The organism is Pseudomonas sp. SDO5522_S412 (genome assembly GCF_054071215.1).
This window is the reverse complement of the sequence record NZ_JBSVWQ010000001.1, coordinates 129,968-156,357: the sequence shown is the minus strand read 5'-3', so window position 1 is coordinate 156,357 and position 26,390 is coordinate 129,968. Positions and strand designations below refer to the sequence as shown.

Genomic DNA, 26,390 nt, shown 5'->3' with positions numbered 1-26,390 from the left:
TGGATGGCGGTAGTTAGTTACTCAAGGCCTCGACCACGGTCAGTATCAGGCGTGACGGGCAATCGGTACTCAGGTGTAGCGTGTTGCGCGCCACCCTGGGATGTTCTGCCTGGCCGGGTGCTTCGCCGCTGTTGGGGTTGACGTCAAAGCGCGGGAAGTTGCTGCTGGCGATGTCCAGGCGCAACCGGTGGCCGCGCTGGAACAGATTGCAGGTGGCGAAGGGTTCGATCGCCACCTTGACCCGCTCACCCGGGGTCAGCAGGGTGGGGTGCTCCCAGGTGTTTCGGTAGCGGGCCCGCAGGATGCCGTCGGTGATGTTCATGGCGTAGCCGTCCGGGTAGACGTCGACCAGTTTGGCGGTGAAGTCGGTGTCGGGCGCATCGCTGTCGATCCACAGTTCCACGCGCAGCGGGCCTGCGACGATCAGGTCGTGGCTGAGTGGCTCGGTCTGGAAGCTTAAGACATCGCTGCGCTCGGCCAGGGGGCGCTGGTCGCCACGGGTACCGAAGAAGTCCGCCCGCTCGCGTTGGTCGAAAGCGCCGCCGACAAAAATCGGCGCGCCGGAGGTCAGGGCGCCACCGATGGTCGGCACCGGATCGGCCGGGTCGGCGCAGTAGCTGAGCTGGCCCTCGGTGGTCGGTGGTTCAGGTTGCAGTTGGCGTTGTGCGGTGAGGTGCAGGGTGAGTTGCCGGCTTTCCGGTAGCGGCCATTGATGACTGTCGATCCAGTGCCCGCCATGTTGCAAGCGCCCCTGTTGATCGCGCTCACCGGTGCCACCGCCCATCAAGAACACCTTCACCGCCGCGGGTGCAGGCAGCGGCGAACCCTTGAGGGTGCGTTCAAACCAGTCCAGGCGGCAGCTCAACCAGTCTTTCGCCACCTGCCCGTCGAAGGCCGCTGGCGCACCAAATTGCGCATCGCCACTGTGAGTGATATTGCGATCACCATGCAGCCAGGGGCCCATGATCAACTGATGCTGCGCCGTACTGCCGGCGCAAAACGCCGCGTAGTTGGCGAGGGTCGAACTGACATAGGCGTCGTACCAACTGGACATGAACAGCACCGGGATATCCGGCAGATCGTGGTAATGCCCCTCGGCGTAGATGCCCGGCGCTTGCCAGTACGGGCCGAAGTCGCCCTGGGCCCACTGCTCCAGCAGATAGGCTTCGTACTCCGGCACATGCCGCAGGGGCGATTGCCCGGCGTGCCACGGCATGCGCTTGAACCACTGGTTGATGTCTTCCTGTTCGAGGGCTTCGAGGATCTTCGGATCCGCCAGTGCCGCTGGGCTTTCCTTGGCCTGGCGAAACGCCCAGGTGGCCTGCTTGAGCTCCAGCGCGCCGCCCTGGCGAATCCCGCATTGGTAGGCGTTGGCGAAGCCGCCGCTGTCCAGCACCATGCTGGCGAGGCCCGGCGGATGCAGGCAGGCCATCGCCAGTTGCGTGTGGGCGGCGTAGGACAGGCCCATGCTGCCAATCTTGCCGTTGCACCACGGCTGCTCGACGATCCAGGCCAGGGTGTCGCAACCGTCTTCGCCCTCGGCGGTGTATTTGGTGAACACGCCTTCGGAGGCATAGCGCCCGCGGCAATCCTGGAAGATCGCGACAAAGCCCTGGGCCGTGAGCCGCGCGGCCATCTGCTCGCGGGAGATGTGCTGGCCGTCGAGCTGGATTTCCGAGCGCGACGGTTTGCTTTTGTCGTAGGGCGTACGTTCGATCACCACCGGAAACGGACCTGGACCGGGCGGCAAGTAGATATCGGTGGCCAGGTGGATGCCGTCGCGCATGGCGATCATCTGGTTGTGCAACGTCTGCATGGGGAAAACACTCATGGGGTCAGTACCCGGTGCCTACGGCAATGGCCAACAACACCATCGCCAGCACCGCATAGATCAGAAACAGCGGCAGGATGTAGCGTGCCCACTGGCCCCAGCCGACGTTGGCGGTGGCCAGCAATACCAACAGGCCGCTGGAGGTCGGGGTGATCATGTTGGTCAGGCCGTTGCCCATCAAAAACGCGAACACCGTGGTTTGCGGGCTGACGCCGGAGAGCTGTCCCAGCGGCCCGAAGATCGGCATGGTCACCGCCGCCTGCCCCGAGGTGGACGGGATCAGTACATCCAGCCCCAGTTGTGCGAAGAACATGCCGTAGGCCGAGACCACCGGGCCATGATCACCCACCAGATTGGCGAGGCTGTTGACGATGGTGTCGAGCACCTGGCCGGTGCTGAGGATGATTTCCACGGCGGTCGCCAGGCCGATCAACACACCGGCGATCAGCACCTTTTTCATGCCGTCGACAAAGGCGCTGGCGGCGGTGCTGGCACCCAGGCCGGCGATTACGCTGAACGCCACGGTCAGCAGCAGGTAGAACGCCGACAGCTCGTGGTATTTCCACTCCCAGCGGTTCGAGGCGTACACCAGGAAACCAATGCCGGCCCCCAGCACGATCAGGTTCAGCAGGTGGCGCAGGGGCAGCGGTTTGCGTTCGAAGGTGATCTGCGCGCTGGCATCAAACCCGTGCTTGCGGATACTCCACAGTACGAACGCGATGCCCACCAGCAGGAACGTGCAGTAGGCCAGGACGCGCATGCTCAGGCCGCTGAAAATCAGCAGCCCCACCATCGGCTGCGCCACGGACAGCGCCACCGGGTTGGAGATGGAGGCCAGGTAGCCGATCTTCACCGAGATGGCCACGATGGCCAGGCCGATCAGGTTCGACAGCCCCAAGCGGTTGGCCATGGCCACCATCAACGGCACGATCAGGATGAATTCCTTGGCCAGGCCCATGAAGGTGCTGCCGGCGGAAAACACCAGCATCAGGCTGGGCACCAGCACGTAGATATTGCCCCGGGTCAACCCCAGCAGGCGTTCAAGACCGGCATCAATCACGCCGGCCTTGTTCAACACGCCGAACATCCCACCGATGAACAGCACCATGAAAATCAGCGCAGCGCGTTTTTCGATGCCTTGGGGAATGGCCATGAAGCCCTCGACCAACGATACCGGCCGAGCGACCGTATCGCTGGCCTTGCGCGGTTCGAGGGAGAACAGTTGGCCCAGGGAGTCGTGCTTTTCCAGCACCTGATAGGAGCCCGGAACCACCAGGCCGTTCTGGCGCTGGAACTTGCCCGAGTTCACCGCGTAGGTGAAGGCGACAGCCAGCAGCACGATGCTCAGCAGAATGATGGCCGGGTTGACCTGCTTGCGCTGCGCGGGTTTTTCCACCGGCGTATCAGTGGGCGAGTGGGTACGGACGATCTGCGGTTCGGTCATGCTGGTTGCCCCGGTGTGCGCTGTTATTGTTGTGTCGGGTGACACTTGTGGAGCGGACACTAGGGCAAAGTTTTAACGGCGACAACGTTATGCGCGGGCTGGGTTGGGCTATGCGTTTTGTGCGGCCAGGCGGTGCTTGAGGTGCTCGGCAAACGCCGTCACCACCTTGGACCTGGGTTCATCCGCGCGAAACGCCAGGCCGAATGCATAGGGCAATGCCGGTCGAAACGGACGGACCACAATCGGCAAATGCATGAAGTGGCTGGCCAGCAAACCATTGACGATCGACACCCCCAACCCCTCGGCGACAAAGCTGCACGCGGCGCCCACCGAGTGCACTTCCACCCGCACCTGGGGCGTCAGGTTGGCTGCGCGAAACACCTGGTTCAACTCCGCCCGCAGGGCCCGTTGCCGGCCCAGCATTACCAGCGGCACGTCCCGCAAGTGTTGCACTTCGATGCAGGCGTGGCGGGTCAGCGGATGGTCAGCGGGCATCACGCACACGCCTTCGGTTTCCAGCACCGGTTCAATCTCGAAGTCGGGAATCTCGGTAGGCAAGCGCACAAAACCGAGGTCGGCGGAACGGTCGAGCACGGCCCGTTCGATCATGTCGTAGGAACCGGTCAGCAGCTCGACGACGATGTCTTCCCGGCCCTTGAGAAACTCGGCGACGATCCGCGGCAGCAGCTCCTGGGTCATGCTGGTGGGCACCCCGACCTTGATCAGGCTCTTGCGCGAACGGCCCACGCGCATCTCATCTGCCAGGCGCTGGATACGCTGCATGCCGTCGACCAGGCCGGCCACTTCGGCGAGCAGTTCTTCAGCCTCCGGGGTCGCCATCAAGCGGCCCTTTTTGCGCAGGAACAACGCGAACCCCAATGCCTCTTCCAGCTGGCTCAACAACCGGCTGACCGCGGATTGCGACAGGCCCATGCGGGTCGCCGCACCGATGGTCGAACCGGTGGACATGATCGCCTTGAAGGCTTCGAGCTGCTTGAGATTCACCGTGATTTTCCTGTGGTTTGAGGGCTTTGCGCATAGCCTGATGCGCTTCTCGCATAACGTTGCCGGGCGTTCGAGGAGCCGTTAGTGTCCGCCGCAATGCGACGCGCCGTCCAGCGTATCGCAGGCAGCAACTGCCCATAAAAAATCACAATACGGCATTCGGGAGACGGTTATGCGTGAGCTTTTCACGAGGGGAGGAGTGGTGTGCACGGGCTTGCTGGCGAGCCTGTCACCGGCACTGATGGCCCAGGGTTTCTGGGAGGATTCCCACGGCAAATTGACCTTGCGCAATTACTATTTCAACGACGGTTACCGCGACGGCGGCGAGGACCGCAAGGAGTGGGCCCAGGGCTTTTTGCTCAACCTGCAATCGGGTTATACCGAAGGCACGGTGGGTTTCGGCCTGGATGCGCTGGGGTTGTCGGGGATCAGGCTCGACTCCAGCCGCGCCCATGCCGGCACCGGGCTGTTGCCGGTGCACGACGATGGCCGCGCGGCCAGCGAATTCTCCAGCCTGGGCGTGACCGCCAAGATGCGCATCGGCGAAGCCGTGGTGAAAACCGGCACGCTGCTGCCGAAGATTCCAGTGCTGGTGTACAACGATGGCCGGCTGTTGCCACAAACATTCCAGGGCACTCAAGTCGAGTACAGCGGCGTCCGTAACCTGTACGTGCACGCCGGGCATCTGGACAAGTTCAAGCTGCGAAACTCGACCGACAGCGTGGACATTTATCCCCAGGGTTACAGCGGCAAAAAGGGCAGCGACTTTGATTTCGCCGGCGCCACCTATGCCTTCACGCCCAAGCTAAGCGGTACCTGGTACTACGGCGAAATGCGTGAATTCTATCGCCAGCAGTTCTTTGGCCTGGTGCATAAACAGCCAGTGGGTGCCGGCAGCCTGACCAGCGACTTGCGTTACTTCATCAGCAACGAAGCGGGCGAGGCACGCAATGGCAAGGTCGACAGCGACATGTTCAGCGGGTTGTTCACCTACCGGCTAGGGCCGCAGGCGCTGGGCGTGGGTTATCAGAAAGTCACCGGCGATACCGCGTTGCCCTACGCCAGCGTGTCGACGGTGTATTCCTTCAGCAACGCAGGTGTCGGCAAATTCATCCAGGCCGGTGAGCAAACCTGGATGCTGCGTTATGACTACGACTTGGTCGCTGTGCTGCCGGGCCTGACCTTCATGACCCGTTACTACAAGGGCCAGAACGGTGACTACAAGGGCCGCGAAGCCCGCGAGTGGGAGTCGGACACCAACCTGCGCTACGTGATCCAGGACAGCACCTTCAAAGGCGTAGGCATCGAGTTGCGCAAGGCCACTTATCGCTCGACCTATGCGAGCGATCGTGACAACTACCGGATCTACCTCACGTACGACCTGGCGCTGTGGTGACAGGCCCTACTGCTCGACGAAATAGTACGGCTGACGGTTGATCGCCATCTCCTTGACCACCCTCACCGGGACGTTCAGCCGGTCAGTATTGTCCACCAGGGCCACGTTGCCGGGCTTGGCCGCGAGGTAACTCTTGAGTTCCTCCGGCGTCTGCAGAATCGTCAAATAGGCCTGCATGTAGAACACCCCGGCGCCGGCGATTCGCTCGTTGGCCTGATACAGCACCACTTCCTTGCCTTGCGCCTGCATCGCCTGGATCTGGCTGATTACCGGCACAAACGACTGGCGCACATCGGCCTTGGGCGCGAACCAGAAAGCTGCAATCAGGTAGCAGGCCACCACCACGGTGAAGAAGCCACCTACCAGACCCCGTCGGTTTTCATAAACGTGTTCGGCAACGTGTGAAACCTGCCCACGACTTTTCAGCCAGCCCAGCAGCACGCCGCCATACTCGGCGGCCAGCACTGCCGCGGCGGGCGTCAAGGCCATCAGATAAACCGTGCGCTTGCTGGAGGCGAACGTCAGCAGGGTGAACTGCGCCACCAGCCATACGCTGAAAAACAGCCGGTAGCGGTTGCGCACCAGGCTTTTACGGAAGTGCCACAGCCCCAGGTACACCAGAATATTCCAGGGCAAAAAGGCTTCGGGCAGTTTGACGATGTAGTAATAGAACGGCTCGTAGTGACCGGCTTCGACAAACGAACCGCTGAAGCGCCCGACGCTATTGGTCAGCAGCACTTCACGTACTGCTTGCAGCCCGTCGCGCTGGTAGAGGAAACCCAGCCAGATCATCAGCGGCACCAGCGCCAGCAGCGTGAACAGCCCGGGCTTGATCCAGTCGCCCAGCTTGAATTGTTTATCCATCAGGCTGGTACTGGCCAGATAGACGAAGATCACCACACCCGGCATGGCCAGGCCCAGAACCCCTTTGCTCAAGGTGGCGATGACCATCCCAAAGGTGAACAGCAACCAGGTGCTCAGGTTGGAACGGTCGCGCTCCGACTCGGGGCGGTTGGCTTGATAAAACGCCAGCAGGGCCATGGTGACCCCGAGGGTGAGCAGCGAGTCCTCACCCACACCGCGCACGTTGCTCCAGTAACTGGCCATGGTCGCCAGCATCAGGCCCGCGACAAACGCCAGCGCCTTGGGCCGGCCAAACTTGCGCAGCATTCCGTACAGCAGCATCACACTGAACAGCCCGGCAAACGCCGACGCCAGACGCACTGCCCAAGTGGTACCGCCAAACAGCCGGATCGCCCCGGCGTCGAGCCACAGGCTCAGTGGCGGTTTCTCCAGGAAGGGTTCACGGAACAGTCGCGGCACCACCCAATCGTTATCCAGGTGCATGGCCATGGCGATCCCGGCCACACGGGCCTCGGTCGAGCCTTGCAACTCGTGATTGCCAAGGGCAAAGAAAAACAACAGCGCAGCGAGCAGGAGCAGCAGAGGAGCGGAACGCGTCATGGATTCTGGCTACCGGGGCAGGGGGCCGTTCGGGGGAACGGCCCGGGCGATCGGCGAGTATACGAGGGCGATTCTTAATAATTCGTGAATGAATGTGAGGTTTTTGTAGGGTCAGGGTTGTTTCAGCAGTGGCCATTGGGTTAACCAGCGTTTGGAGGTGATGCGTTGTTGGTAGATGGCGTGTTTTTCCTGGGTGAAGCGGGGCGTGGGTTTGAGTTGGAGATTGAACAGGTCCTCCAGGCCGAGAGGGGCTGAAACTTCGCATAGGTCCGCTGCGGTTCTTCTGACGGCGACTGCGGTGGCGGTCTCGGGCCAGAAGCGCATGGCGTCGCTGGCGTTGCGGTAAGGTGCATCGCCGTTTCGCAGGTGCATGCGGGCCTGGTTTTTGACGGACCAGTCGATGGAGGGTTCTGCTGCGTGTAAGAGGGCTTCGAGGCGGCGGTCTTCGTCGGGGCTGGTGCAGGTGGCGTCGAACCACAGTACGTCGACGTCACCGGTCGGTGGTGATAGGGGGCGACCGTGGAGGTGATCCCATACCGCGTTGCGTACGAAGCCGGCTCCGATCCAGCAGTCGGGGAGGGCGAGGGAGCGGACGATGTCCAGTAGGTGCCAGCGTTGGGCATCGCTGCTGATCAGTGTCTGGACCATCGTGTGCTGGTCATGCATTCAAGGCATCTTCAAGCTGGAAAGTGCGGCTTTACCCTTGGGCGACAAAACAGGTTCCAACTGCTCCCAGGTGAAACTCAGGTCATTGTCGCAACCGTCGCCATTGGCGGGCGTGGATAGCTTCATGCCTTGGGTGTCGAAGCTCAGGTCGAACGTCGAGTAACTGGTGACCGCCGGGCAGCCTTCATCTGTGGTGGTTTGCTTCGCCAGCCAGGCACTGAATTTGGCGGGCAGTTTCAGATGGCCGGAGTAGGCGTCATACCATTCCTGGTGCCCACCGAGCCAAGTCCATGGATCAACGCTTTCGCCGGTTTGCAGGTTCCAGGAATGCAGCCCCCAACTGATACCCCTGGCGCCCGTGCTGGCGGCCCATCGGTAAAACCTGACGGTGATCCACTGGGATGACCAGTACGTGGGTTCGACGCTGATTTCGCTGGTATAGGCCGCACCGTTGCGTCCAAGGTATTCCCGTCGTTCGCTGAAGTAGTCGGCTTGACCATCGGCGCTGATGGCCAGGCTCCCCAATTGCCGGTTGATCTTCTGAATTGCCGGGTTGTCGCCCTCAAGCTTGAGCGTGACCTGGGCGCCTTGAGTCTTTATCTGGTAGCTGTGCCCGGCGAAGGATTGCTTCTGCGTCTTGACCGGTAGGGGCGCAGCTTCCATGGGAGCGTTATACGCATCGCTGGCACAACCTTCGGGCGGCGTTGCCACGCGCTGCAATGCCAGGGGCAGTGGATTGCCGCCCTTGGTTTTGCTCCAGACGCCCTTGAGCGAGTCGCCCTGTGGCGTCTCCAATTGCCAGACACCGCTGTTGCCTTCTTCCGCCCAGGGAGCATCGGGTGTTTCCTGGGTGAGCTGGATCGGTGTCAGGAATCGCTGGTAATAGTAACTGCCGCCGGTATTGGGCGCGGCGTTGAAACAGGCGGTGATCGGCGTCTTGCCGAGCGTGCCTTGCCAGACCCCTGCGAGGTCGGCGTTGGCGAGTGTGGATAGCGTGGCGAGGGCCAGGAATAAACAGGGCTTGAGCATGAGGTATCGGACTTCCGGTTGTCTGATAGGTGGTTTCAGGTGGGGCGGTGTTGGGTACGGGATGGAGAAGTATCACAACCATCCCCAATAGAAAAAGGTGACGGATTTATTTTCGAAGAAAATAGCCCGCTCACCCTTTGGTTACTTTTTGGCGCTTTCCTGCTGGGTCGCTATTTTTAATACTCGGAAGCCGTCCTTTCCTGCGTTTTCGAGTCTGCCGTTGGCACGAGAATGTCCAGTGCGCGCGTCACCAGCAACTCGCCCAAGACACTCAATTGCTGAGTGGCCAGAAGTTTATGGCGAAAGGCGCCGTCAAGTTCGAAAGCCAAGTCAGTAGTGAGCGCGTTTAGCGAGGCGAGGGTTTCGCAGGCCTGTACGAGCAGGGTTTCGGGGTCGATGCCTTGAGCGATGCAGAAGATGTTCGTGCCGGATTGGCCCGGGCTCGGAGGATTGGGGCTGATCTTTTTCATGAGTGCAACTCCTTGATTGGTGGAGTCGCCAGACATCGCTGCTAAACGAAAAGGGTGGCGACCGTACGCGGGTTAGCAGACCAGGAATCAAGGAACCCAGCGCACTCGAAAGTGCCCCACGCACAGCCGCCATAACGTGGACAAGCGGACGCAAGATGCTTCGCTTGAACGGATGGTGGCATTGCATGCCTTGATATTAACCGAGCTGCTAAACCCGGTCGCTGATTTTGCAGCGACGTTTCAAGGCTAGTCGTGTCGATTGATGAGCACCAGTTCACCAAGGGCGCGATGTCTTGCGGGAAAAATCCGAAGGTCCATTCGGCGGTGTGTTTCCAGGGGCCCAGAAACAACAAAACCCGCACAAGGTGGGTTTTGGTGGTGCTTCGTATTTGGTGCCGGGGTAATCTGAGCTTATGATATAAGCAATTGATTTTAAATGAAAAATATCGGTTAAAAGATTCTTTGGAATACCATTTGGAATACCAAGGCTTTGGGCTGGCGGTGCAGAGGAAAGGAGGGTGTCCGGCTGGCTCCATCACCTAAGGTAGTTTTCCTAGCCACCTTTCAGCCTGCCTGTGAAGTACACGCCATCCTCAGACTCCGTCGTTATCAGAAGCTCCAAGACTTGAGCTCGTTTCAGCTCGTGCTTTTTTGCCAGCGTATCGAGTAGCTCGATCGCGGTTTTCGATAGCATGACATTAACCTGCTTCTTGTCTGCTGTGCGTTCGTCGAACTGCTTACGGTTCCATCGTTTTTTGATCGTCTGGATGATGGCTTTCATCTCATTGCGGCCGAGCTCTGCTTCATCAAAGTACAGGAGCAGCTCTTTGAAATTGTTGATAGGGAGCTGGCTTTTAAATATGGATACATGGTGCTTCTCTAGCCACTCCCAAGCGCATTTGCAGCGTTTGAGGCCATCCTTTTTGTCTTCGAACCACTCGAAAGCTCTGTCCCCAGCCTTGTGTCTAAGCCAACGATTGTGAAGGTGCTCGATTTCGTCTGCTTTCTTTGCGATATCCACATCCCAGAGATCAAGGATGGCGATGAGATGATTCCTGCCATTGAGTCTTACCAGTCCGCTAGGCAGTCCCTGATTAGGTCTCAACTCAGTGAGCTCTTCAATCCTGCGAAGTAGCCATCGATGCTGCCGCTCATCTCCCTCAATCCACTTGAGATAGTCATGCGGGACCAGGAATCGGTCCTTTTGAGAGGCTATGTCTTTAAGGTTTTCGGTCTTGCGTCTCAGGAATCTTGCGATCTCGTCCCGCATAGTCGAGCCATTACATGTACTAGCGTCAAACCTAGCCCGCTTGTGTTGGTTCAGGTACAGCCATAGCCAGATGTCATGACGAGTGTTTTGTCGTGGTTCCTTGAGTAGCTGGCTCAGCTCGTCAAGCCCGCTATCGTCAACGATAAAAGTCTCGTCCATAGTCACGCTCTATCAATTCTAAAATATTAATACTATTAATTTGGTCTATTTCTAGTGAGATTCTATATGCATTCTATGAGTGTTCTACATGGTTTCTATAGAGGATCAATTGAGATCATATGTTTATTCTATGAATATTCTAGAATAATTTTTCTCATAGTAGCCAGTAAATCCGTACTCTGTAGCCATAAGTGGTTGGTTTTTTAGCAGTGCCTAGTATTTTTTACCGTGTGAATCGATCCGGACGTTCAAGGCAGCCATGGCGTCAGTGACGTTTTTGTCGCGTTCCTGGAGTTAGTGGTGCATATGGCGTTAAACGTCCATTAGTAAAACGGGAACTGGTGGGTGCTGATGTCGAGTGGCGGCGAGATTGTCAGCACATGCTGCTGATGCTTATAGGTTGCGCACGTCAATTTCGGCAAAACGCGGGTGCACAGCGTGCGCGGTTGTTTCGAACGACTGGCCGAGACTGCTTCGAGTCTTTGGAGCGTGGCAAAGGTGGTGGCCAAAGTCGGGCGCGTGCAAAGGTAATTAATACTCTCTGCAAGGTCGAATTGATTCGTCGTCGGGCATCTTGGGTAAGGTATTGGCGGAGCTCCCCACTCTGGCGTCTCCGCTTGCAGCAGTTGATCCTCCTGAGTTAAGTGGCGTCGGCCGAGTTGTAGGCTAATAAGTCATCAACTGAGCGGTACGGGCTATGCCGTTCTGATGAAATTCTCTGCGAAACCCTGGGCGGTCAACGTTACGCAGTAGGCGTGGTGAGTAATTTTTTACAGACGTTGCGAATCCTCTGAACGTATTACAGGAGCCCGTTCATGAGGATCATCCGTCTGAAAGAAGTCATCGACTCGACCGGTCTGGCACGGTCGACCATTTACAAGTACATCGGGGAGGGCAGCTTCCCGAAGCCGGTCCCACTGGGTGACCGCTGCGTTGGCTGGGTTGAAAGTGAGGTGCAAGATTGGATCCTGGCAAGGATCGAGGAGCGCGACCTTACCTAGGGGGCGTCTGAGGTAAGGACATCTAGTAGCTAGTCATAACTCCCATGATCGGTTTGCAGCCGGTCATGGGGGTTATGCCGGCTGGCCCTTGCCAGGCGCTTGCTGGGATTGCCTGGAAACTCTCCACATATACCAGGCAATGTTGCTTCCATTGCCTCAGCCTACTGGGCTTCAAACCGGATCAGGGCATAGTTTTTTACCGGAATGATAGCGGAACAAATATGTAAGCGTAGCGGGAGCAGTCGGGTCTCAGTTCCCTCAGCTTTCTGGAGAGGGCTTTCTCGGTGTGGGTATTATGCTTTTAGTAGTCCTCGCTACCTGCAGGGTTGGTACCGTTATGCATGGCGTCTACTGGCTCCCAAAGCCAGTAGGTCATGTCCTACCAAGGTTGTGAATAAAAAAATACACACTGGGCACTGGTTATGAACCTAAGCCCAGTGAGTAGTAACCATGCTTCGACATCCCGAGAACACCAACCTCCGCCTGCACCACGACGACACCTTTGAAGGCCTGCCAGTGATGGTTGAGAAAGGCCCCTTCGTCCGGCAATACCTGTCCCGCTTGAAGCACACCATACATCTGGCACTTGAGCAGTACTCTAGGATATTGGCCTACAGAGTGGATCTCCGTCTGCCAGTCGGCATCGATCTACCTGACCATGCATACAGGAACAAAGTCATCAGCGACTTCATTGAGTCCTTCAAGGAGAAGATCAAGCGCAACCGTGACAAGGCCTGTGAACGGAATCCATGCGCTCATGACTGCAAGGTTCGCTACGTTTGGGCCAGAGAAGTGGGATGGGGAGGGCGACCACACTACCACCTGCTGATCGTGCTCAATCGAGATGCCTACTACACGGTTGGACGGCTGCGATCTGAAGCTGACAATATGATCAGCCGCATGCAAGAAGCATGGGCCAGTGCCTTGGGCCTGGCTGACAATCAAGTTGATGGGCTGGTTGAGATCCCCCGTAATGCGGAATACCGAGTAGATAGGTATGTGCGTGCAGGCGATGAGGACGTGCTGCCGGATCTGTTCTACCGCGCCAGCTACCTGTGCAAGTCTGCTACGAAATCGTATGGGGATCGCCAGCGAAGCTTTGATGCCAGTAAGGGGTAGCTTTGCTAATAGCCAGCCGGAGCAGCACGTTTGGCCGTGGGCACTTGGTCGCAAGATCTGGCTTTTTACTGGATCGTTGCGCAGCGGCAAGCATGCGGCTGCGATCATGATTTGATCCAATTCTCACGGCTCAATGGGCGTGTTTCGAACTTTCCTCTTGCACTGCGCGAGTGCACCTATCCTTCGACTTTTCGCTAAAACTCAGAGCGGGGGGGCACTGCGAAAATACTCATCAAAATGATTATAACTACAGATTTATAATGTGCTGCTAGCCGGTTAAAATAGTCTTGGTATGCTATTCAGTATGATGTGCAAAAGCAGTCGATAAACTAAGTGAGCCAGCTACGATGTCCAACGAACGGCTTGAAAATCTCACCCAGCCACAACGCGACCGGCTCGCATTTGTGGAGCTGCGCGTGCGGTTCATCGGGGAGATACGCCGCCAGGATCTAGTAATTCGGTTTGGCATTCAGTCAGCCGCTGCGTCAAGGGACCTGGCGTTGTATAAGGAGTTGGCCCCCGGCAACATTGACTACGACCCCAAAGGCAAGTCCTACATCCTTGGGCCGGACTTTCAGCGCGTCTTCGATTTTCCCTCCGAGCGCGTGCTGTCATGGCTGACCCAAGGCTTCGGCGATGGCGAACCGATGCTACTCAAGGCATGGGTTGCCAGCGAAAGCCCGTCACGGCTCACTCATCCGGATCTAGATGTCCTAGCGAGTGTGACCCGAGCGATCCACCACGAATCTCCGCTTTGCATCGAGTACCACTCGATCTCCAGTGGCCGCACCAAACGTGAGATCGTCCCGTTTGCGTTGATCGATAACGGCCTGCGTTGGCATGTCCGCGCATTTGATCGAAAGTCTCGGGAGTTCCGGGACTTCGTCATTACCCGGATCAAGCACCCAGCCTTAATGAGGGGGGCCGAATTGCAGCCCCATGAGCGTAGCGACCAGGATATTCAATGGACCCGGATAGTCGAGCTTGAGATGGTGCCCCACCCCGATCAGCCCCGTCCTGAGATCACAGAGATGGACTATGGAATGGTTCGCGGTTCTCTACGTGTGAAATTACGGGCTGCTACAGCTGGATACATTCTGCGGCAGTGGAGTGTGGACTGCTCATCTGACCACAGTCTTAACGGTCCCGAATTCAGGCTATGGCTGAAAGATCACTTGGCGCTTTATGGCGTCAAGAATGCTGTGTTGGCGCCTGGCTACTGCCCTCCGACCAACAACGAATCGGCGTCGATGCCGGCTGAACTGCAGGACTGACCTTAAAGTGAAAGTAGAGTACAAGCAGAATAAGTTGCAGCGCCTTGGCTTCAGTTTCGAACGCGGCGGGGTCCACACCGCCCGGACGATGATGCTGGTCGAGCTGCGCGCCTTGTTGTCCTATGTGGACAAGGCCGACGCCGTTAAGGCCGAGTATCTCGAAGCAATCCAGACTGCCAATTGCCTCGGCAAGCGTTCAGGAAAAACGCGTACGCTGACTTTCCGGCACTTGGCCGATCTCTACGCGCTGGACCCAGGCTTGATGGTGTTCCGCGCTCTGCGTTTTTTCTGGCTGCGCGATGTGGATGGGCAGCCACTGTTGGCTGCGCTGTGCGCTTACTCGCGCGATCCCATTCTTCGAGCCACCGCCCCCTTTGTCCTCGGTTTTCAAGAAGGGGCCACCGTTGCCCGTGAGGCGACGGAAGAGTTCATCGACGCTCAAGAACCGGAGCGCTTCAGCAAGGCTACGCTAAAGTCCACCGCGCAGAACATCAACTCCTCCTGGACCCAATCGGGCCACCTGGCTGGTCGCGTCCGCAAAGTGCGCGCCCGCGTGGTATCGACACCAGGCACGGTGTCCTTGGCACTGCTTCTGGGCTACGTAAGCGGTCTGCGGGGCGAGTCGCTGTTCAAGAGCGACTTCACCCGGATGCTCGACTGTTCCTTCGAAAAGACGATCGAGTTGGCGGAGGACGCCTCGCGCCGGGGCTGGATCTCGCTCAAGCGCGTCGGCCAGGTGGTCGAGGTGCTTTTCCCGAACCTGATTACTGCGCAGGAAATGGAGTGGCTACGTGAGCAGAATTAAGCGATTGACTCAGTCTTACAGCAGGTATGTGGCTGTGCCCTGGCGCGATGACGCGGCCGCCGCTCAGCGCGTCATCTTCTGCGTCTACCAAGAGACGGAAGAGCTGCGCCTTCGCGCCAAAGTCGACGAGTTTGAGATTGCTACCCGTGAGGCGGGCCATGACTGGGCCTTGTTCGACCTGACGGACTCGTTCCCCAACTGGCTGGCGTCCCAGCGTTACGCCAAGAGTTACTTCCAAAAGCCCAACTTGCTGTCCACGCTGCTGCCCAAGTACCTCAGCCATATCGAAACCGAGTTCGAGGCCTTCCTGCAGCATAAGAACGTTAGCAAGGACTTTGTCGTGGCGCTCCAGGGCGTGGGATCCCTGTTCGGCTTCCTGAAGGTCAAAGAGGTCGTGGACAAGCTTGCCCCGAAGGTGAAGGGCCGCCTACTGGTGTTCTTCCCTGGCAGCTACGAAGACAACAACTACCGCTTGCTGGATGGGTACGACGGCTGGAACTACCTAGCCGTGCCGATCACCGCAGACAAAGAATTCTGATTAAGGGGAAGCTCATGCTCAATCGCGACATCTACCAAAAAGATCCATCGACCCGTAAGTTGGTTAACGAGGGTGTAGCTAGCGTCAATGACGAAAAAACCAATGAAGCACTTTCCGTGCTGCGGTACGAATTGGACACCTTTGTTTGCGATGGGCAGTACGAGAAGGGCTTAGTCCACATCTTAGAAACCTATCTCAAGAACATCGAGCAAGCGCAACAGCCTGCCGTGTGGGTTAGCGGCTTTTATGGCTCGGGTAAGTCGCATCTGGTGAAGATGCTGCGCGCGCTTTGGGTGGACAGCCAGTTCGACGACGGAGCTACTGCGCGCGGCCTCGCGTCGCTGCCACAAAGCGTTAGCGATCAGCTCAAGGAACTAAGCACCCAGGCCAAGCGACACGGTGGTCTTCACGCAGCGTCAGGCACGCTTGGTTCGAAGTCGCGTGACAAGTCAGCCCGAATGGCGCTGCTCGGCATTCTCTTCAATTCGGTCGGACTGCCAGAGCAGTACCCAGTCGCACGATTCGTCATGTGGCTCAAACATGAGAACATCTACGACACGGTGCGTGGCTATGTCGAGCAGGGGGGGCATGACTGGGAAGAGGAGTTGGACAACTTCTACGTGGCGGAGGGCCTGCACGCGGCTCTGGTTAAAGCCAAGCCCAACCTCTTCACATCGGCGGCATCCTGCGTCGAGACACTGAACAACCTGTACCCTTATGTGCAGGATGTATCCAGCAGCGACATGATCAAGGCCATCAAGCAGGCCCTCACCCGCGATGGCAAGTTTCCGCTCACTCTCGTGGTCATTGACGAGGTGCAGCAGTACATCGGCGAAGACAGTCAGCGCTCTATCGATGTTCAAGAAACCGTCGAGGCCTGCTCCAAAAACATCGGCGCCAAGCTGCTCTTCATCGGCACCGGCCAGACGGCCGTCACTGGCACATCCAACCTGAAGAAGCTCGAAGGCCGATTCACGGTACGCGTCGAATTGTCGGATGCCGACGTGGATGCGGTGATCCGCCAAGTAATCTTGGCCAAGAAACCCGAGGCCAAAGCTTCGGTGGAAAAGGTGATGCAAACCAACTTGGGTGAGATCTCGCGCCACTTGGCGGGCACCACCATCGGTCATCACCCGGACGACATCCAGTTTTTCCCGCAGGATTACCCCATTCTCCCAGTGCGTCGCCGCTTTTGGGAGAATGCCTTGCGCGTGCTCGATCAGACCGGCACGGACAGCCAGTTGCGCAACCAGCTCTCGATGATCCATAGGGTCATCCAGACCAATGTGGACGCACCGGTCGGTAGTGTGGTGCCAGCGGACTACCTTTACTTCGATGCCGCCGACAAGCTGCAGCAGTCCCGTATCTTGCCGCGCAAGGTCCATGAGAAGACCATGATCTGGGCCAAAGGCACTGACGATCAGCGCCTGATGAGTCGCGCCTGTGGTTTGGTGTTCCTAATCAATAAGCTGGCTAGCAGCAACAACGAAATCGGCATTCACGCTACGGTCGATACCCTGGCCGATCTGTTGGTGGAAGACCTCACCCAAGGCTCTAGCACGCTGCGCAGCAAGCTCCCTAGCCTGCTCGACAAGTGCGAGCTGCTGATGAAGGTTGGCGACGAGTACCGCATCCAGACCGAGGAAAGTGCTGCCTGGAGCGACGAATTCCTCAGTCAATGCAACAGCCTGGCCAACGAGGCTCACCGGGTGGATGCTGAGCGTGACGACCGCATCCGCCGCCGCTTCGGCGAGATGGTGCGCAAGCTGTCGCTTACACAAGGTACGTCCAAGGTCTCGCGCGATATATTCCCGGTGTTCGATGCGCAGTTGCCAGGTGATGCCAACGAGAAGGTCTGCGTTTGGGTTCGCGATGGCTGGGGCATCGACGAAAACTCGGTGCGTGCCGATGCACGACAGGCTGGCAACCAGTCGTCGACTGTATTCGTGTTCATCCCCAAGCGCTCAGCCGACGACCTGCGTCACTACCTGATCGATTTCAAGGCCGCTAGCGCCACGCTGGACAAGCGTGGCGTACCCAACACCGCCGAGGGCACCGAAGCCCGCTCAGCGATGGAAACCACCAAGCAGACCGCTGAAGGCAAAATTCGCGATCTGTTGCAAGAGGCTTTTTCTGGTGCGCGAGTATTCCAAGGCGGCGGTAACGAAATCTTGGGCACCGATTTGCAGGACATGACCCTGGAAGCCGCCACCAACGCCCTGCAGCGACTCTATCCGCAGTTCCACGTCGCTGACCACGCCGGGTGGCCGAAGGTCTACGAAAAGGCGCAGAAAGGTGCGCCAGATGCTCTCAAGAGCGTGGGCGATGACGGTGAGCCTGCCAAGAACCCCGTCTGCAAAACCATCCTGGCCTTCATTGCCGGCGGCAAGAAGGGTATCGATATCCGCAAACACTTTGAAGGTGCCACCTACGGTTGGCCGGGCGACGCGGCGGATGGCGGCTTGCAAGTACTGTTGGTGGCTGGGCTGATCCGCGCCCAGGACGAGAAGGGCCAAACCATCGACCCGAAGGACTTAGAGCGAAAGGTCATCGGAAAGACCATGTTCAAGGTCGAGTCGGCCACCGTATCAGCAGCGCAGCGCATCCAGATCCGCAAGGTGCTGCAGAAAGTCGGCCTCAACGCTAAGCAAGGTGAAGAGCTGGCTTACCTGCCGCAATTCCTGGTCAGTGCACAAGAGCTGGCCAACCGCGCGGGGGGCGACGCGCCTCGTCCCGTACGCCCGGCAACTGCTGGCCTGGAAGAGATCCGCCTCACCGCAGGCAATGAGCAGCTCCTGGCTCTGTACAACCAGCGTGAAGAGCTCAGCGCCGCTATCGACACCTGGATGAATGTCGCCGAATACATTGACAAGCGACTGCCTACCTGGAGCACTCTCAAGCGCTTGTTGGTCCATGCCAATGGTCTTTCGGACGCTGAAGTCTTGGCTGCACAGGTTGCACACGTGGAACAGCAACGCCAACTGCTAGAAGAACCCGATCCCATCACTCCGCTGGTGTCCGGCCTCACGCAGCTATTGCGCGACGACCTCAACCGCTTGCACACCGACTATCAGACACGCCACCAAAACGGTATGGCACGCCTGGACGCTGATACCAACTGGAAGCAGTTGGAGCCCGAGCAGCGTAACAGCCTATTAGCCGCCCAGAAGCTGACTCTCATCGACGCGCCCAAGGTGCAAGTGGCCAATACCACCGAAGTGCTAGCTACGGTGGATCGTCTGTCGCTGTCGTCATTCTCCGACCGTGTTGCCGCCATAGACTCGCGCTTTGACGCCGTGTTGGTGGCCGCCGCCGAGCTGATGGAGCCCAAAGCGCAATTCGTCAAGCTGCCCAACCGCACCATCAAGACCGACGAAGACATCGAGGCCTGGCTGCAGGATGCCAAACAAACTATCGCAAAGGCCCTGAAGAATGGCCCGGTTATCCTTCACTGAGGCCTGAACAAACATGATGAAAACCCTAGATAAAGACCTGCGCAGCACACTGGAAAGAACCGTTAAATTGGCCCGCACGTTGGCAGAAAAAGCAGCACATGCAACTGTTGACCAATTGGGCGTCGGTCACGACAAGCCCGAATCTTTTTTAAGTGTTGGCGAGAAAGTGCTGCGCAATCGTCTGCGCACTCACGGCAAGCAGCTCGGTGATGCCCGTGACTCGAAAAGCCTAAACCCAACCTACGGTAAGCAAGAGGTGCAGCACCTGGTGCAAGAGGTGGCCTATCAGCATTGGCACCGCATGCTGTTCGCCCGCTTCCTGGCCGACAACGAGCTGCTGATGTACGACGGTGTTCCCGTCACCCTCGAAGTGTGCGATGAACTGGCACCGGACGAGGGTGCCAAAAATGGCTGGGAGTTGGCGGGCAAACTGGCCGCACGCATGCTACCGCAAGTATTCAAGCCCGGTTCACCTGTGTTTGAGCTTAATTTTGCGCCCGAACACCAAAGTGAGCTCGAACGCTTGCTTAAGGACCTGCCCGACGTGGTGTTCAAGGCCAGTGACAGCCTAGGGTGGGTTTACCAGTTCTGGCAGGCCGACAATAAAGAACGCATCAACAAATCCGAAGTGAAAATCTCCGCCGACGAGCTGCCCGCCGTCACCCAGCTTTTCACTGAACCATATATGGTGGCGTATGTACTCGACAACTCCTTAGGAGCTTGGTGGGCGGCCCAACACCTATCTGAGGTAGACCTATCCTCGGACAGTTCTGAGGATGAGTTGCGAAAGAAGATTTCGCTACCGGGCTTGCCTTTGGATTACCTCCGCTTTGCAAAACTAGAAAATGGCACATGGATGCCATCAACGGGTTTTTTTGAGCACTGGCCAAAAGATCTTGCTGAGTTTACAACCCTCGACCCCTGCTGTGGTTCAGGTCACTTTTTGGTAGCGGCATTTCTAATGCTCGTGCCAATGAGGATGGCCAGAGAAAATTTATCCGCGCGTGAAGCCGTTGATGCTGTTCTAAGAGAAAACATAAACGGATTAGAGCTTGACCAACGGTGCGTAGAACTGGCAGCTTTTGCACTAGCACTTAATGCTTGGAGATATCCAGGTGCCGGGGGATATCGTGCGTTGCCCGAATTAAATGTTGCCTGTGTTGGGCTTTCCATCAGCGCCTCAAAAGACGAATGGTTGACCTTGGCAGGAACTGATCATGGTTTGCGCGCCGGTCTCGAAGAAATCTACAAACAATTCCAAGATGCGCCATTGTTGGGGAGTTTGATTAATCCGGGAAAACATATTGGTAAAGGGACACTTTTTGAACTGCCCTGGGATGTGGTTGGGCCACTAATTGAAAAAGCACTCGGTGGTGAAAAAAGTGACGAGAAATCGGAAATGGCTGTTGTGGCGAGCGGCATAGGTAAAGCTGCCAAGATGCTCTCTGAGAACTACTGGCTTATATTTACCAATCCACCATATTTAGTCAAAGGGAAACAATCGGAGCGCTTAAAGAGCTTCTTGTCTTCCTATTACAAGGCCGGCGACGCGGATATGGCAACTGTGTTCCTCAAGCGTTTTGATGAGTTCCTTCTGCCAAATGGAGCTCACTGCTCGGTAACGCCTCTCAACTGGTACTACCTGAAGTCTTACTCTGCTTTGCGGCAGGATTTGCTTGAAAATTCCTCGATTCTTAGTCTTACAAAAGTTGGGTCTGGCGCAACCGCAAAAGCTAGCTGGGACGTACTGCGAGCAATCGCGATCGTTTCTAAGAATAGGCCATTGAAAGAAAATATCGTAACAGGTCTGGAAGCCACTACATCTTCGGAGCAAACACGTGCTGAAGAGTTGAAGTTAAACACGTTATCGGTAACAACATTGGCGTCGTTGTCAGCTAATCCAGATGCGAAATTTGCATTTGGCGTTACCAGTGAATCAAAGTTACTTGAGGCTTACGCATGGTCGTACCAAGGTCCTTCGACTGCTGATTATCCTTTGTATGGACGATACTTCTGGGAAGTCTACCCACTAAGCGCCGATTGGGAGCTGCAACAAGTTACTTATCAAGAGGGTGGCCACTATCAGGGCTTGACCAACATCCTGCTTTGGGAAAAAGGAGTGGGTCGACTATCAAGGAGCACCAAGGCAGCAATTCGAGGCGAAGGAGCTCACGGAAGTAATGGTGTGGTAATCACCCAAACGCGTAAGCTTCCGGCATCAATTTATCTTGGAGGATTCTTTGACAATAATGTTGCAATTTTGGCTTGCAACAGCTCACTCGATTTGCCGGCTTTGTGGTGTTACTGTTCGTCAGATTCATACTATGCGGACGTAAGGAAGCTGGATGAAAAACTCGGCGTCACTAACGCAACGTTGGCCAAAGTTCCATTTGATTTACAGTACTGGAAAAGTATTGCGATCGAAAAATATCCAAATGGCCTTCCAAAACCGTACTCCAATGACCCGATTCAATGGGTGTTCCATGGCCATCCATGTGGCTCTGTAGTTTGGGATGAAGCTTGTAAACAAGTTACTAGAGGGCCCAATCGAACTGACGGAAGCGTACTGCAAGTCGCCGTAGCACGTCTGCTCGGATTTTCTTGGCCAGCTGAAGTTGATGAACAAATTGAGTTGTCTGATGAGTCGCGAAAATTAGTACTGGAATGCGGAGCATTGGTAGGTTACGTCGACAATGATGGGATTGTATGTATCCCAGCAGTAGGCCGAGAGGCATCAGCCGGCGATCGGCTACTCAACCTGCTTGCTGCAACCTATGGCGAGGATTGGAGCAGCGATGTTTTCAATCAACTAATGGCCGCTGCTGATCATGCTGGCAAGTCACTTGAAACCTGGTTGCGCGACAAGTTTTTCACTCAGCACTGCGCGCTGTTTGCTAATCGTCCCTTCGTTTGGCATGTGTGGGATGGCCTTCGCGATGGTTTTGCCGCCCTGGTTAGCTATCACAAGCTCGACTACAAAACGCTAGAGGCTTTGATCTACACCTACCTGGGGGACTGGATCAGCCGCCAGAAGCGTGACGCCGATAACAGCGTAGACGGCGCACAGGAAAAATTGACCGCAGCAGAAGTGCTAAAGAAGCGCCTCGAGCTGATCCTGGAAGGCCAGAAGCCTTATGACATCTTCGTGCGATGGAAGCCAGTCGAGGAGCAGCCGGTGGGCTGGAACCCTGATTTGAACGATGGAGTGCGGCTGAATATCCGGCCGTTCCTCTCGGTGCCTGATGTGGGGAAAAAGGGCGCTGGGGTGTTGCGCGATAAGCCGAAGAGCCTGCGTTGGGAAAGGGACCGTGGTAGTGATGTGCCGTCGGCGCCTTGGTACGAGCTCGGATTGCAGTACGACGGCAACGTGGGCGATCGGATCAATGATCATCATCTCAGCCTGGAAGAAAAGCAAAAGGCAAGGAGCGGACAATGAGCAAGAAGATCAGCGGCGCCGAATATCCACTGGCGAAAATATTCAGTTCGGATTTCGATTACGTCATTCCGTCCTATCAGCGGCCCTATGCCTGGACCGTAGATCAAGCGTCCGAGCTATTTGACGATCTACATGATTTCTTCCTGCGGGAGCCGGAGGACACTTATTTTCTGGGTAGCATCGTATTGATCAAGGACGAAGGCAAACCCCACTCCGAGGTGATCGATGGGCAACAGCGCTTAACTACGCTGACCATTTTGCTTTCGGCGCTGACGGCACAATTTGCTGGCGAGCTACGGGCTGATTTTGAAAACTACATCCGCGAGCCCGGTCGTGCATCTCAAGGCTTGAAGCCAAAGCCACGGCTAGCGCTGCGCGAGCGTGATCTATCCTTCTTTGCCGACCATGTTCAGGCGCTGCAGCTCGATAAGTTGCTGAGCCACGATCCGGCGCAGCTCAATAACGAATCGCAACGGAACATTCAAGGCAACGCGCGTTTACTGCTGGACAGACTCAAAAAAGCTTTCGGCGCTGATGCCGACAAACTCTGCGAGTTCGGTGCCTTCCTGGTGCAGCGTTGTTTCTTGGTCGCCGTTTCCACGCCAAGCCAGCAATCTGCTTTCCGGGTGTTTTCGGTGCTGAATAGCCGGGGGCTGGACTTGCTGCCGACCGACATCATCAAGTCGAACGTGATTGGACGCATCACTCAATCCAAGCAAGACGAGTTCACGGATAAGTGGGAAGAGTTGGAGGTGCAAACCGGGCGCAACGGCTTCGCCGAGCTGTTTGGTCACATTCGAATGATCTACGCTAGGGTAAAAGCGCGGCGCGCACTTCTGGAGGAATTCAAGGAGCATGTCCTTGCCGCCGTCGCCTCACCGGAGGACTTAGTCTCCAAGGTGATCGAGCCTTATGCCGAGGCCTATCTCGTCGCCAAGAATGGTCAATACGTATCCACGGCCAACGCGTCGGATATCAATGGTCTGCTGAAATGGCTCAACCGGATCGATAACTCAGACTGGTTGCCCCCAGCGATCCTGTTCCTGGCACAAAAGAAGAGCGAGCCGGAGTACGTGCTGTGGTTCTTTACGAAGCTGGAGCGCCTGGGGGCGTTCATGCACATCTGTGGCAAGAACGTGAATGAACGTATTGAGCGTTATGCGATTGTCGTTGCCGGGTTGCAGAAGGCGCACTCATTGCAGTCACCTGTAGAAGCCGTGGAGCTCACGGATAACGAAAAGGCGGAGATGTCTGCCGTGCTCGACGGCAAGATCTACTGGCTGACTGCCCGCCGACGCAACTATCTCATTTTGCGGCTGGACTCGTTCTTATCCGATGGCGCGGCAACCTATGATCCGAGTGTTTTGACAATCGAGCATGTGCTGCCGCAGACCGTCGATGCCAAAAGTGAATGGGCTCAGACTTGGCCTGACCCTCAGGTGCGCGATGAATGGGTACATCGCATCGCCAACCTCGTGCCGCTGACCCAGAAGCGAAACTCCCAAGCCCAGAACTTTGACTTCGACAAGAAAAAGTCCGCCTACTTCGGTGGGAAGCAAGGTGTCTCTTCCTATGTGTTGACGACCCAAGTGTTGAACACGCCGGAGTGGACCGAGAGCGTTGCGAATAGCCGCCAGGAGAACTTGCTTTGTGTATTGGCTGACAAGTGGGATCTGAATCATTCATGAAAGTCATTGATTACCTGACCAAGGCACTTCGCGACTCGGCGGTATTCAACCCCGAGGTCCAGGTCGCACCGTCGTGCATCCTGTGGCCCGACAAGGACCGGCAGTGGGAGGCGGTGATTCCGCGTCTGCAGAGCGAGCTGGGCGAGCTGCTGGTCCTAGGCGACTATCTGCCAGAGAACCGCGTCGGCCCGGCCATCTGGCTGCGCTGTGTGATTGCCGGCAAAGCGCCGGATGTCACCTTGCCTGCCGACCGGGTGCCTGTGTTCTATCTACCCGGAGTGAGCCGCCAGGACTTGCGGGCAATCGAAGACTGCCCTGACATGCTGAAGCCCTTGGCTGAGTTGCAGTACCGAGGTGTGATTTGGTCGCAGGCCAACGCCAAGGACTGGACCATCATGGCCTTCCTAAAGTCGGACCAAGGCGGCATGGGACTGGATGTGGCCCAGGACAACGAAGCCAAGAACGCCATACAACTGGCGCTCTACCTCCTGCTGGATGAGGAGTTTGAGCTTCTGAAGGACAAGCGGCTGGACAAGGACTACTTCAACACCCTGCTGACCGGCGGTGACCCTGTGCGTGACCTGCTGCAGTGGTTGGATCAGGGTGACGCGTTTCAAACCACGCGCGGCGCGAACGAGTGGAAGGCCTTCGTTGAGGTCTGCAAATCACAGCTGGTGTTCAATCCTCAGGGCGATGGCGTTCTGGCGGGTGCCAGCAAGCTCGCGATGCGTGAGGGGCCTTGGAATTCGGTGTGGGAGCGCTATAGCGAAGCACCCAGACGCTACCCCAACATCCCTAGCCGAATTCGCCAGTGCAAGCCGCCCGATCTGGGTATCTTCGACATCCCAGCAGAGAAGCTGAGCGGTTGGCCGCAATGGAACGAGGAGCAGGAGAAGTCGCTACATCATGATCTGCTGGCCTTGAACCACTTGCCTGCGCATGAGGCAAGGAAGCGGGTTCTGGAGCTTGAGAAGGCCCATGCGCCTCGCCGCGAGCTGGTTTGGGCCGAGTTGGGTGAATCGCCTCTGGCGTTGGCCACCAAGCACTTGGCTGTGGTAGCGGATGTGACTAAGACTGCTCTGGCTGCCGGCTCGGTTGCAGATTTGCAGGCGGGGTACGCCAACCAGGGCTGGCGAGCCGACGATGCGGTGCTGTCGGCACTGGCTTGCGTTGACAAGGCGCCTGACGTTGACGCGGTGACGACAGCGACGCGGGTGATCTATCTGCCCTGGCTGGAAGAGTCTGCGCGCTACCTGCAAAAGCTAGTGGATGGTGCGATCTACCCTGGTGGACGAATCGCCGAAGCTCCTGCCTTCTATAAGGTCGGCGGGCAATGCGTGCTGTTTGTTGATGGCCTGCGCTTTGATACGGCTCGACGGCTATCGGCAGCTTTGGAGGCGCGAGGCTACCAGTTAGCTGAGACAATGAACTGGACGGCTCTACCCAGCGTAACGGCAACGGGAAAGGCTGCCGTCTCCCCGGTCAGAAGCAAGATTAGTGGCACTGATGATTGCGATGACTTTGAACCTTGTGTCGCCGCCACGGGCCAGTCGCTCAAGGGTGGCTATCACCTGAAGAAGCTGCTGAACGACAACCACTGGAGGGTGCTGGATCGTACCGACAACGGCGACGGCCTAGGCAACGCGTGGTGCGAATTTGGCGACATCGACAGCGAGGGACATGCGCGCGGCTGGAAGCTGGCCAAGCACATCGATCCGCTTCTCGCAGAGATTGCAGAACGCATCGCCGCCTTGTTGGCTGCAGGTTGGAACAGCGTTAGGGTGGTGACCGATCACGGCTGGCTGCTTATGCCGGGCAAGTTACCCACGATTCAGATGTCCAAGGACCTCACCGACAACAAATGGGGACGTTGCGCCTCGATCAAGCCAGGCGCTTCCACCAGTGAGCGTTTGTACCCTTGGTACTGGAATCCGCATCAGCAGTTCGCTCTGGCCGACGGCGTGGGGTGCTACGGAAAATCGGTGGACTACAACCATGGCGGGCTGAGCCTTCAGGAATGTCTCACCTTGGATCTTGTGGTGACCTTGACTGGCGGCGCGTCAGGCAAGCAGGTAGCCGAGGTGACAGACATTGCGTGGAAAGGCTTGCGTTGCACGGTGGGCGTCGACGGCCAATACGCGAATCTGTCACTTGACGTACGGACGCAGGCAGGAGACCCAGCATCCAGCGTGATCGTGTGCGTGAAGCCGCTCAAAGACAACGGCACCGCATCTGTAGTTGTTGAGGACGAAGAACTGCAAGGCCGCGCGGCATTTCTGGTTCTGCTAAGCGCCTCGGGCGAGCTGGTGGCAGAGGCAAACACTGTGATCGGAGGATGAT

Annotated in this window: 18 protein-coding genes; 10 read left to right on the top strand and 8 right to left on the bottom strand. The window is 57.3% G+C overall.

Annotated features, from left to right (window positions below; genetic code table 11):
• Positions 1 to 13 precede the first annotated feature (13 nt).
• From ACW9I6_RS00660 to ACW9I6_RS00650, 3 genes are all read right to left on the bottom strand, one after another.
• Positions 14 to 1,816, bottom strand: coding sequence for a CocE/NonD family hydrolase (locus ACW9I6_RS00660; RefSeq protein ID WP_457338694.1), 1,803 nt, complete (start codon positions 1,814 to 1,816; stop codon positions 14 to 16).
• 19 nt (positions 1,817 to 1,835) lie between these two features.
• On the bottom strand, positions 1,836 to 3,275 hold the full coding sequence (locus ACW9I6_RS00655; RefSeq protein ID WP_457338686.1) for a YfcC family protein: 1,440 nt from the start codon (positions 3,273 to 3,275) through the stop codon (positions 1,836 to 1,838).
• A 108-nt stretch (positions 3,276 to 3,383) separates the two neighbouring features.
• A complete protein-coding gene (locus ACW9I6_RS00650) occupies positions 3,384 to 4,280 on the bottom strand; it encodes a LysR family transcriptional regulator (protein WP_003212270.1) in 897 nt (298 codons plus the stop codon).
• 172 nt (positions 4,281 to 4,452) lie between these two features.
• On the opposite strand from ACW9I6_RS00650, the gene ACW9I6_RS00645 reads away from it, so the two are divergent.
• The gene (locus ACW9I6_RS00645; protein WP_177081361.1) at positions 4,453 to 5,676 is read left to right on the top strand and encodes an OprD family porin; all 1,224 of its coding nucleotides are present in this window, start codon (positions 4,453 to 4,455) and stop codon (positions 5,674 to 5,676) included.
• 6 nt (positions 5,677 to 5,682) lie between these two features.
• Here the strand turns inward: ACW9I6_RS00645 and ACW9I6_RS00640 are convergent, their stop codons facing one another.
• The 5 genes from ACW9I6_RS00640 to ACW9I6_RS00620 form a co-directional block, all read right to left on the bottom strand.
• Entirely contained in the window at positions 5,683 to 7,140 is a 1,458-nt protein-coding gene (locus ACW9I6_RS00640; protein WP_457338685.1) for an ArnT family glycosyltransferase, read from the bottom strand.
• 111 nt (positions 7,141 to 7,251) lie between these two features.
• The gene (locus ACW9I6_RS00635; RefSeq protein ID WP_457338684.1) at positions 7,252 to 7,806 is read right to left on the bottom strand and encodes a nucleotidyltransferase family protein; all 555 of its coding nucleotides are present in this window, start codon (positions 7,804 to 7,806) and stop codon (positions 7,252 to 7,254) included.
• Positions 7,807 to 8,835: a hypothetical protein gene (locus ACW9I6_RS00630; protein WP_457338683.1), complete on the bottom strand. Its 1,029-nt coding sequence runs from the start codon at positions 8,833 to 8,835 to the stop codon at positions 7,807 to 7,809. It lies immediately after the preceding gene.
• Between the two features lie 176 nt (positions 8,836 to 9,011).
• Positions 9,012 to 9,305, bottom strand: coding sequence for a DUF6124 family protein (locus tag ACW9I6_RS00625; protein ID WP_457338682.1), 294 nt, complete (start codon positions 9,303 to 9,305; stop codon positions 9,012 to 9,014).
• 553 nt (positions 9,306 to 9,858) lie between these two features.
• A complete protein-coding gene (locus tag ACW9I6_RS00620; protein ID WP_457338681.1) occupies positions 9,859 to 10,734 on the bottom strand; it encodes a hypothetical protein in 876 nt (291 codons plus the stop codon).
• 815 nt (positions 10,735 to 11,549) lie between these two features.
• Here ACW9I6_RS00620 and ACW9I6_RS00615 point away from each other — a divergent pair.
• From ACW9I6_RS00615 to pglZ, 9 genes are all read left to right on the top strand, one after another.
• Entirely contained in the window at positions 11,550 to 11,735 is a 186-nt protein-coding gene (locus ACW9I6_RS00615; protein WP_200611402.1) for a helix-turn-helix transcriptional regulator, read from the top strand.
• 450 nt (positions 11,736 to 12,185) lie between these two features.
• A complete protein-coding gene (locus ACW9I6_RS00610; RefSeq protein ID WP_457338680.1) occupies positions 12,186 to 12,854 on the top strand; it encodes an inovirus Gp2 family protein in 669 nt (222 codons plus the stop codon).
• Positions 12,855 to 13,201: 347 nt separating this feature from the next.
• Entirely contained in the window at positions 13,202 to 14,128 is a 927-nt protein-coding gene (locus tag ACW9I6_RS00605; protein WP_457338679.1) for a WYL domain-containing protein, read from the top strand.
• Positions 14,129 to 14,135: 7 nt separating this feature from the next.
• On the top strand, positions 14,136 to 14,933 hold the full coding sequence (locus ACW9I6_RS00600; RefSeq protein WP_457338678.1) for a hypothetical protein: 798 nt from the start codon (positions 14,136 to 14,138) through the stop codon (positions 14,931 to 14,933).
• On the top strand, positions 14,920 to 15,471 hold the full coding sequence (locus ACW9I6_RS00595) for a BREX protein BrxB domain-containing protein (RefSeq protein WP_457338677.1): 552 nt from the start codon (positions 14,920 to 14,922) through the stop codon (positions 15,469 to 15,471). The genes ACW9I6_RS00600 and ACW9I6_RS00595 overlap by 14 nt, the downstream gene beginning before the upstream one ends.
• Before the next feature lie 14 nt (positions 15,472 to 15,485).
• On the top strand, positions 15,486 to 18,926 hold the full coding sequence (brxC, locus tag ACW9I6_RS00590) for a BREX system P-loop protein BrxC (RefSeq protein ID WP_457338676.1): 3,441 nt from the start codon (positions 15,486 to 15,488) through the stop codon (positions 18,924 to 18,926).
• Positions 18,927 to 18,939: 13 nt separating this feature from the next.
• Complete coding sequence (locus ACW9I6_RS00585) at positions 18,940 to 22,362, top strand: Eco57I restriction-modification methylase domain-containing protein (protein ID WP_457338675.1); 3,423 nt, start codon at positions 18,940 to 18,942, stop codon at positions 22,360 to 22,362.
• Positions 22,359 to 24,050: a DUF262 domain-containing protein gene (locus ACW9I6_RS00580; protein WP_457338674.1), complete on the top strand. Its 1,692-nt coding sequence runs from the start codon at positions 22,359 to 22,361 to the stop codon at positions 24,048 to 24,050. Before ACW9I6_RS00585 ends, ACW9I6_RS00580 begins: the two co-directional genes overlap by 4 nt.
• Positions 24,047 to 26,389: a BREX-1 system phosphatase PglZ type B gene (pglZ, locus tag ACW9I6_RS00575; protein ID WP_457338673.1), complete on the top strand. Its 2,343-nt coding sequence runs from the start codon at positions 24,047 to 24,049 to the stop codon at positions 26,387 to 26,389. The genes ACW9I6_RS00580 and pglZ overlap by 4 nt, the downstream gene beginning before the upstream one ends.
• The last annotated feature ends 1 nt before the right edge of the window (position 26,390 follow it).

Bases quoted from the DNA above. Each gene is read 5' to 3' on its own strand.
- brxC (WP_457338676.1), top strand. From the start codon at position 15,486: ATGCTCAATCGCGACATCTACCAAAAAGATCCATCGACCCGTAAGTTG.
- ACW9I6_RS00640 (WP_457338685.1), bottom strand. From the start codon at position 7,140: ATGACGCGTTCCGCTCCTCTGCTGCTCCTGCTCGCTGCGCTGTTGTTT.
- ACW9I6_RS00585 (WP_457338675.1), top strand. From the start codon at position 18,940: ATGATGAAAACCCTAGATAAAGACCTGCGCAGCACACTGGAAAGAACC.
- ACW9I6_RS00620 (WP_457338681.1), bottom strand. From the start codon at position 10,734: ATGGACGAGACTTTTATCGTTGACGATAGCGGGCTTGACGAGCTGAGC.
- ACW9I6_RS00610 (WP_457338680.1), top strand. From the start codon at position 12,186: ATGCTTCGACATCCCGAGAACACCAACCTCCGCCTGCACCACGACGAC.
- ACW9I6_RS00580 (WP_457338674.1), top strand. From the start codon at position 22,359: ATGAGCAAGAAGATCAGCGGCGCCGAATATCCACTGGCGAAAATATTC.
- ACW9I6_RS00625 (WP_457338682.1), bottom strand. From the start codon at position 9,305: ATGAAAAAGATCAGCCCCAATCCTCCGAGCCCGGGCCAATCCGGCACG.
- pglZ (WP_457338673.1), top strand. From the start codon at position 24,047: ATGAAAGTCATTGATTACCTGACCAAGGCACTTCGCGACTCGGCGGTA.
- ACW9I6_RS00660 (WP_457338694.1), bottom strand. From the start codon at position 1,816: ATGCAGACGTTGCACAACCAGATGATCGCCATGCGCGACGGCATCCAC.
- ACW9I6_RS00645 (WP_177081361.1), top strand. From the start codon at position 4,453: ATGCGTGAGCTTTTCACGAGGGGAGGAGTGGTGTGCACGGGCTTGCTG.
- ACW9I6_RS00655 (WP_457338686.1), bottom strand. From the start codon at position 3,275: ATGACCGAACCGCAGATCGTCCGTACCCACTCGCCCACTGATACGCCG.
- ACW9I6_RS00635 (WP_457338684.1), bottom strand. From the start codon at position 7,806: ATGCATGACCAGCACACGATGGTCCAGACACTGATCAGCAGCGATGCC.
- ACW9I6_RS00615 (WP_200611402.1), top strand. From the start codon at position 11,550: ATGAGGATCATCCGTCTGAAAGAAGTCATCGACTCGACCGGTCTGGCA.
- ACW9I6_RS00630 (WP_457338683.1), bottom strand. From the start codon at position 8,835: ATGCTCAAGCCCTGTTTATTCCTGGCCCTCGCCACGCTATCCACACTC.
- ACW9I6_RS00605 (WP_457338679.1), top strand. From the start codon at position 13,202: ATGTCCAACGAACGGCTTGAAAATCTCACCCAGCCACAACGCGACCGG.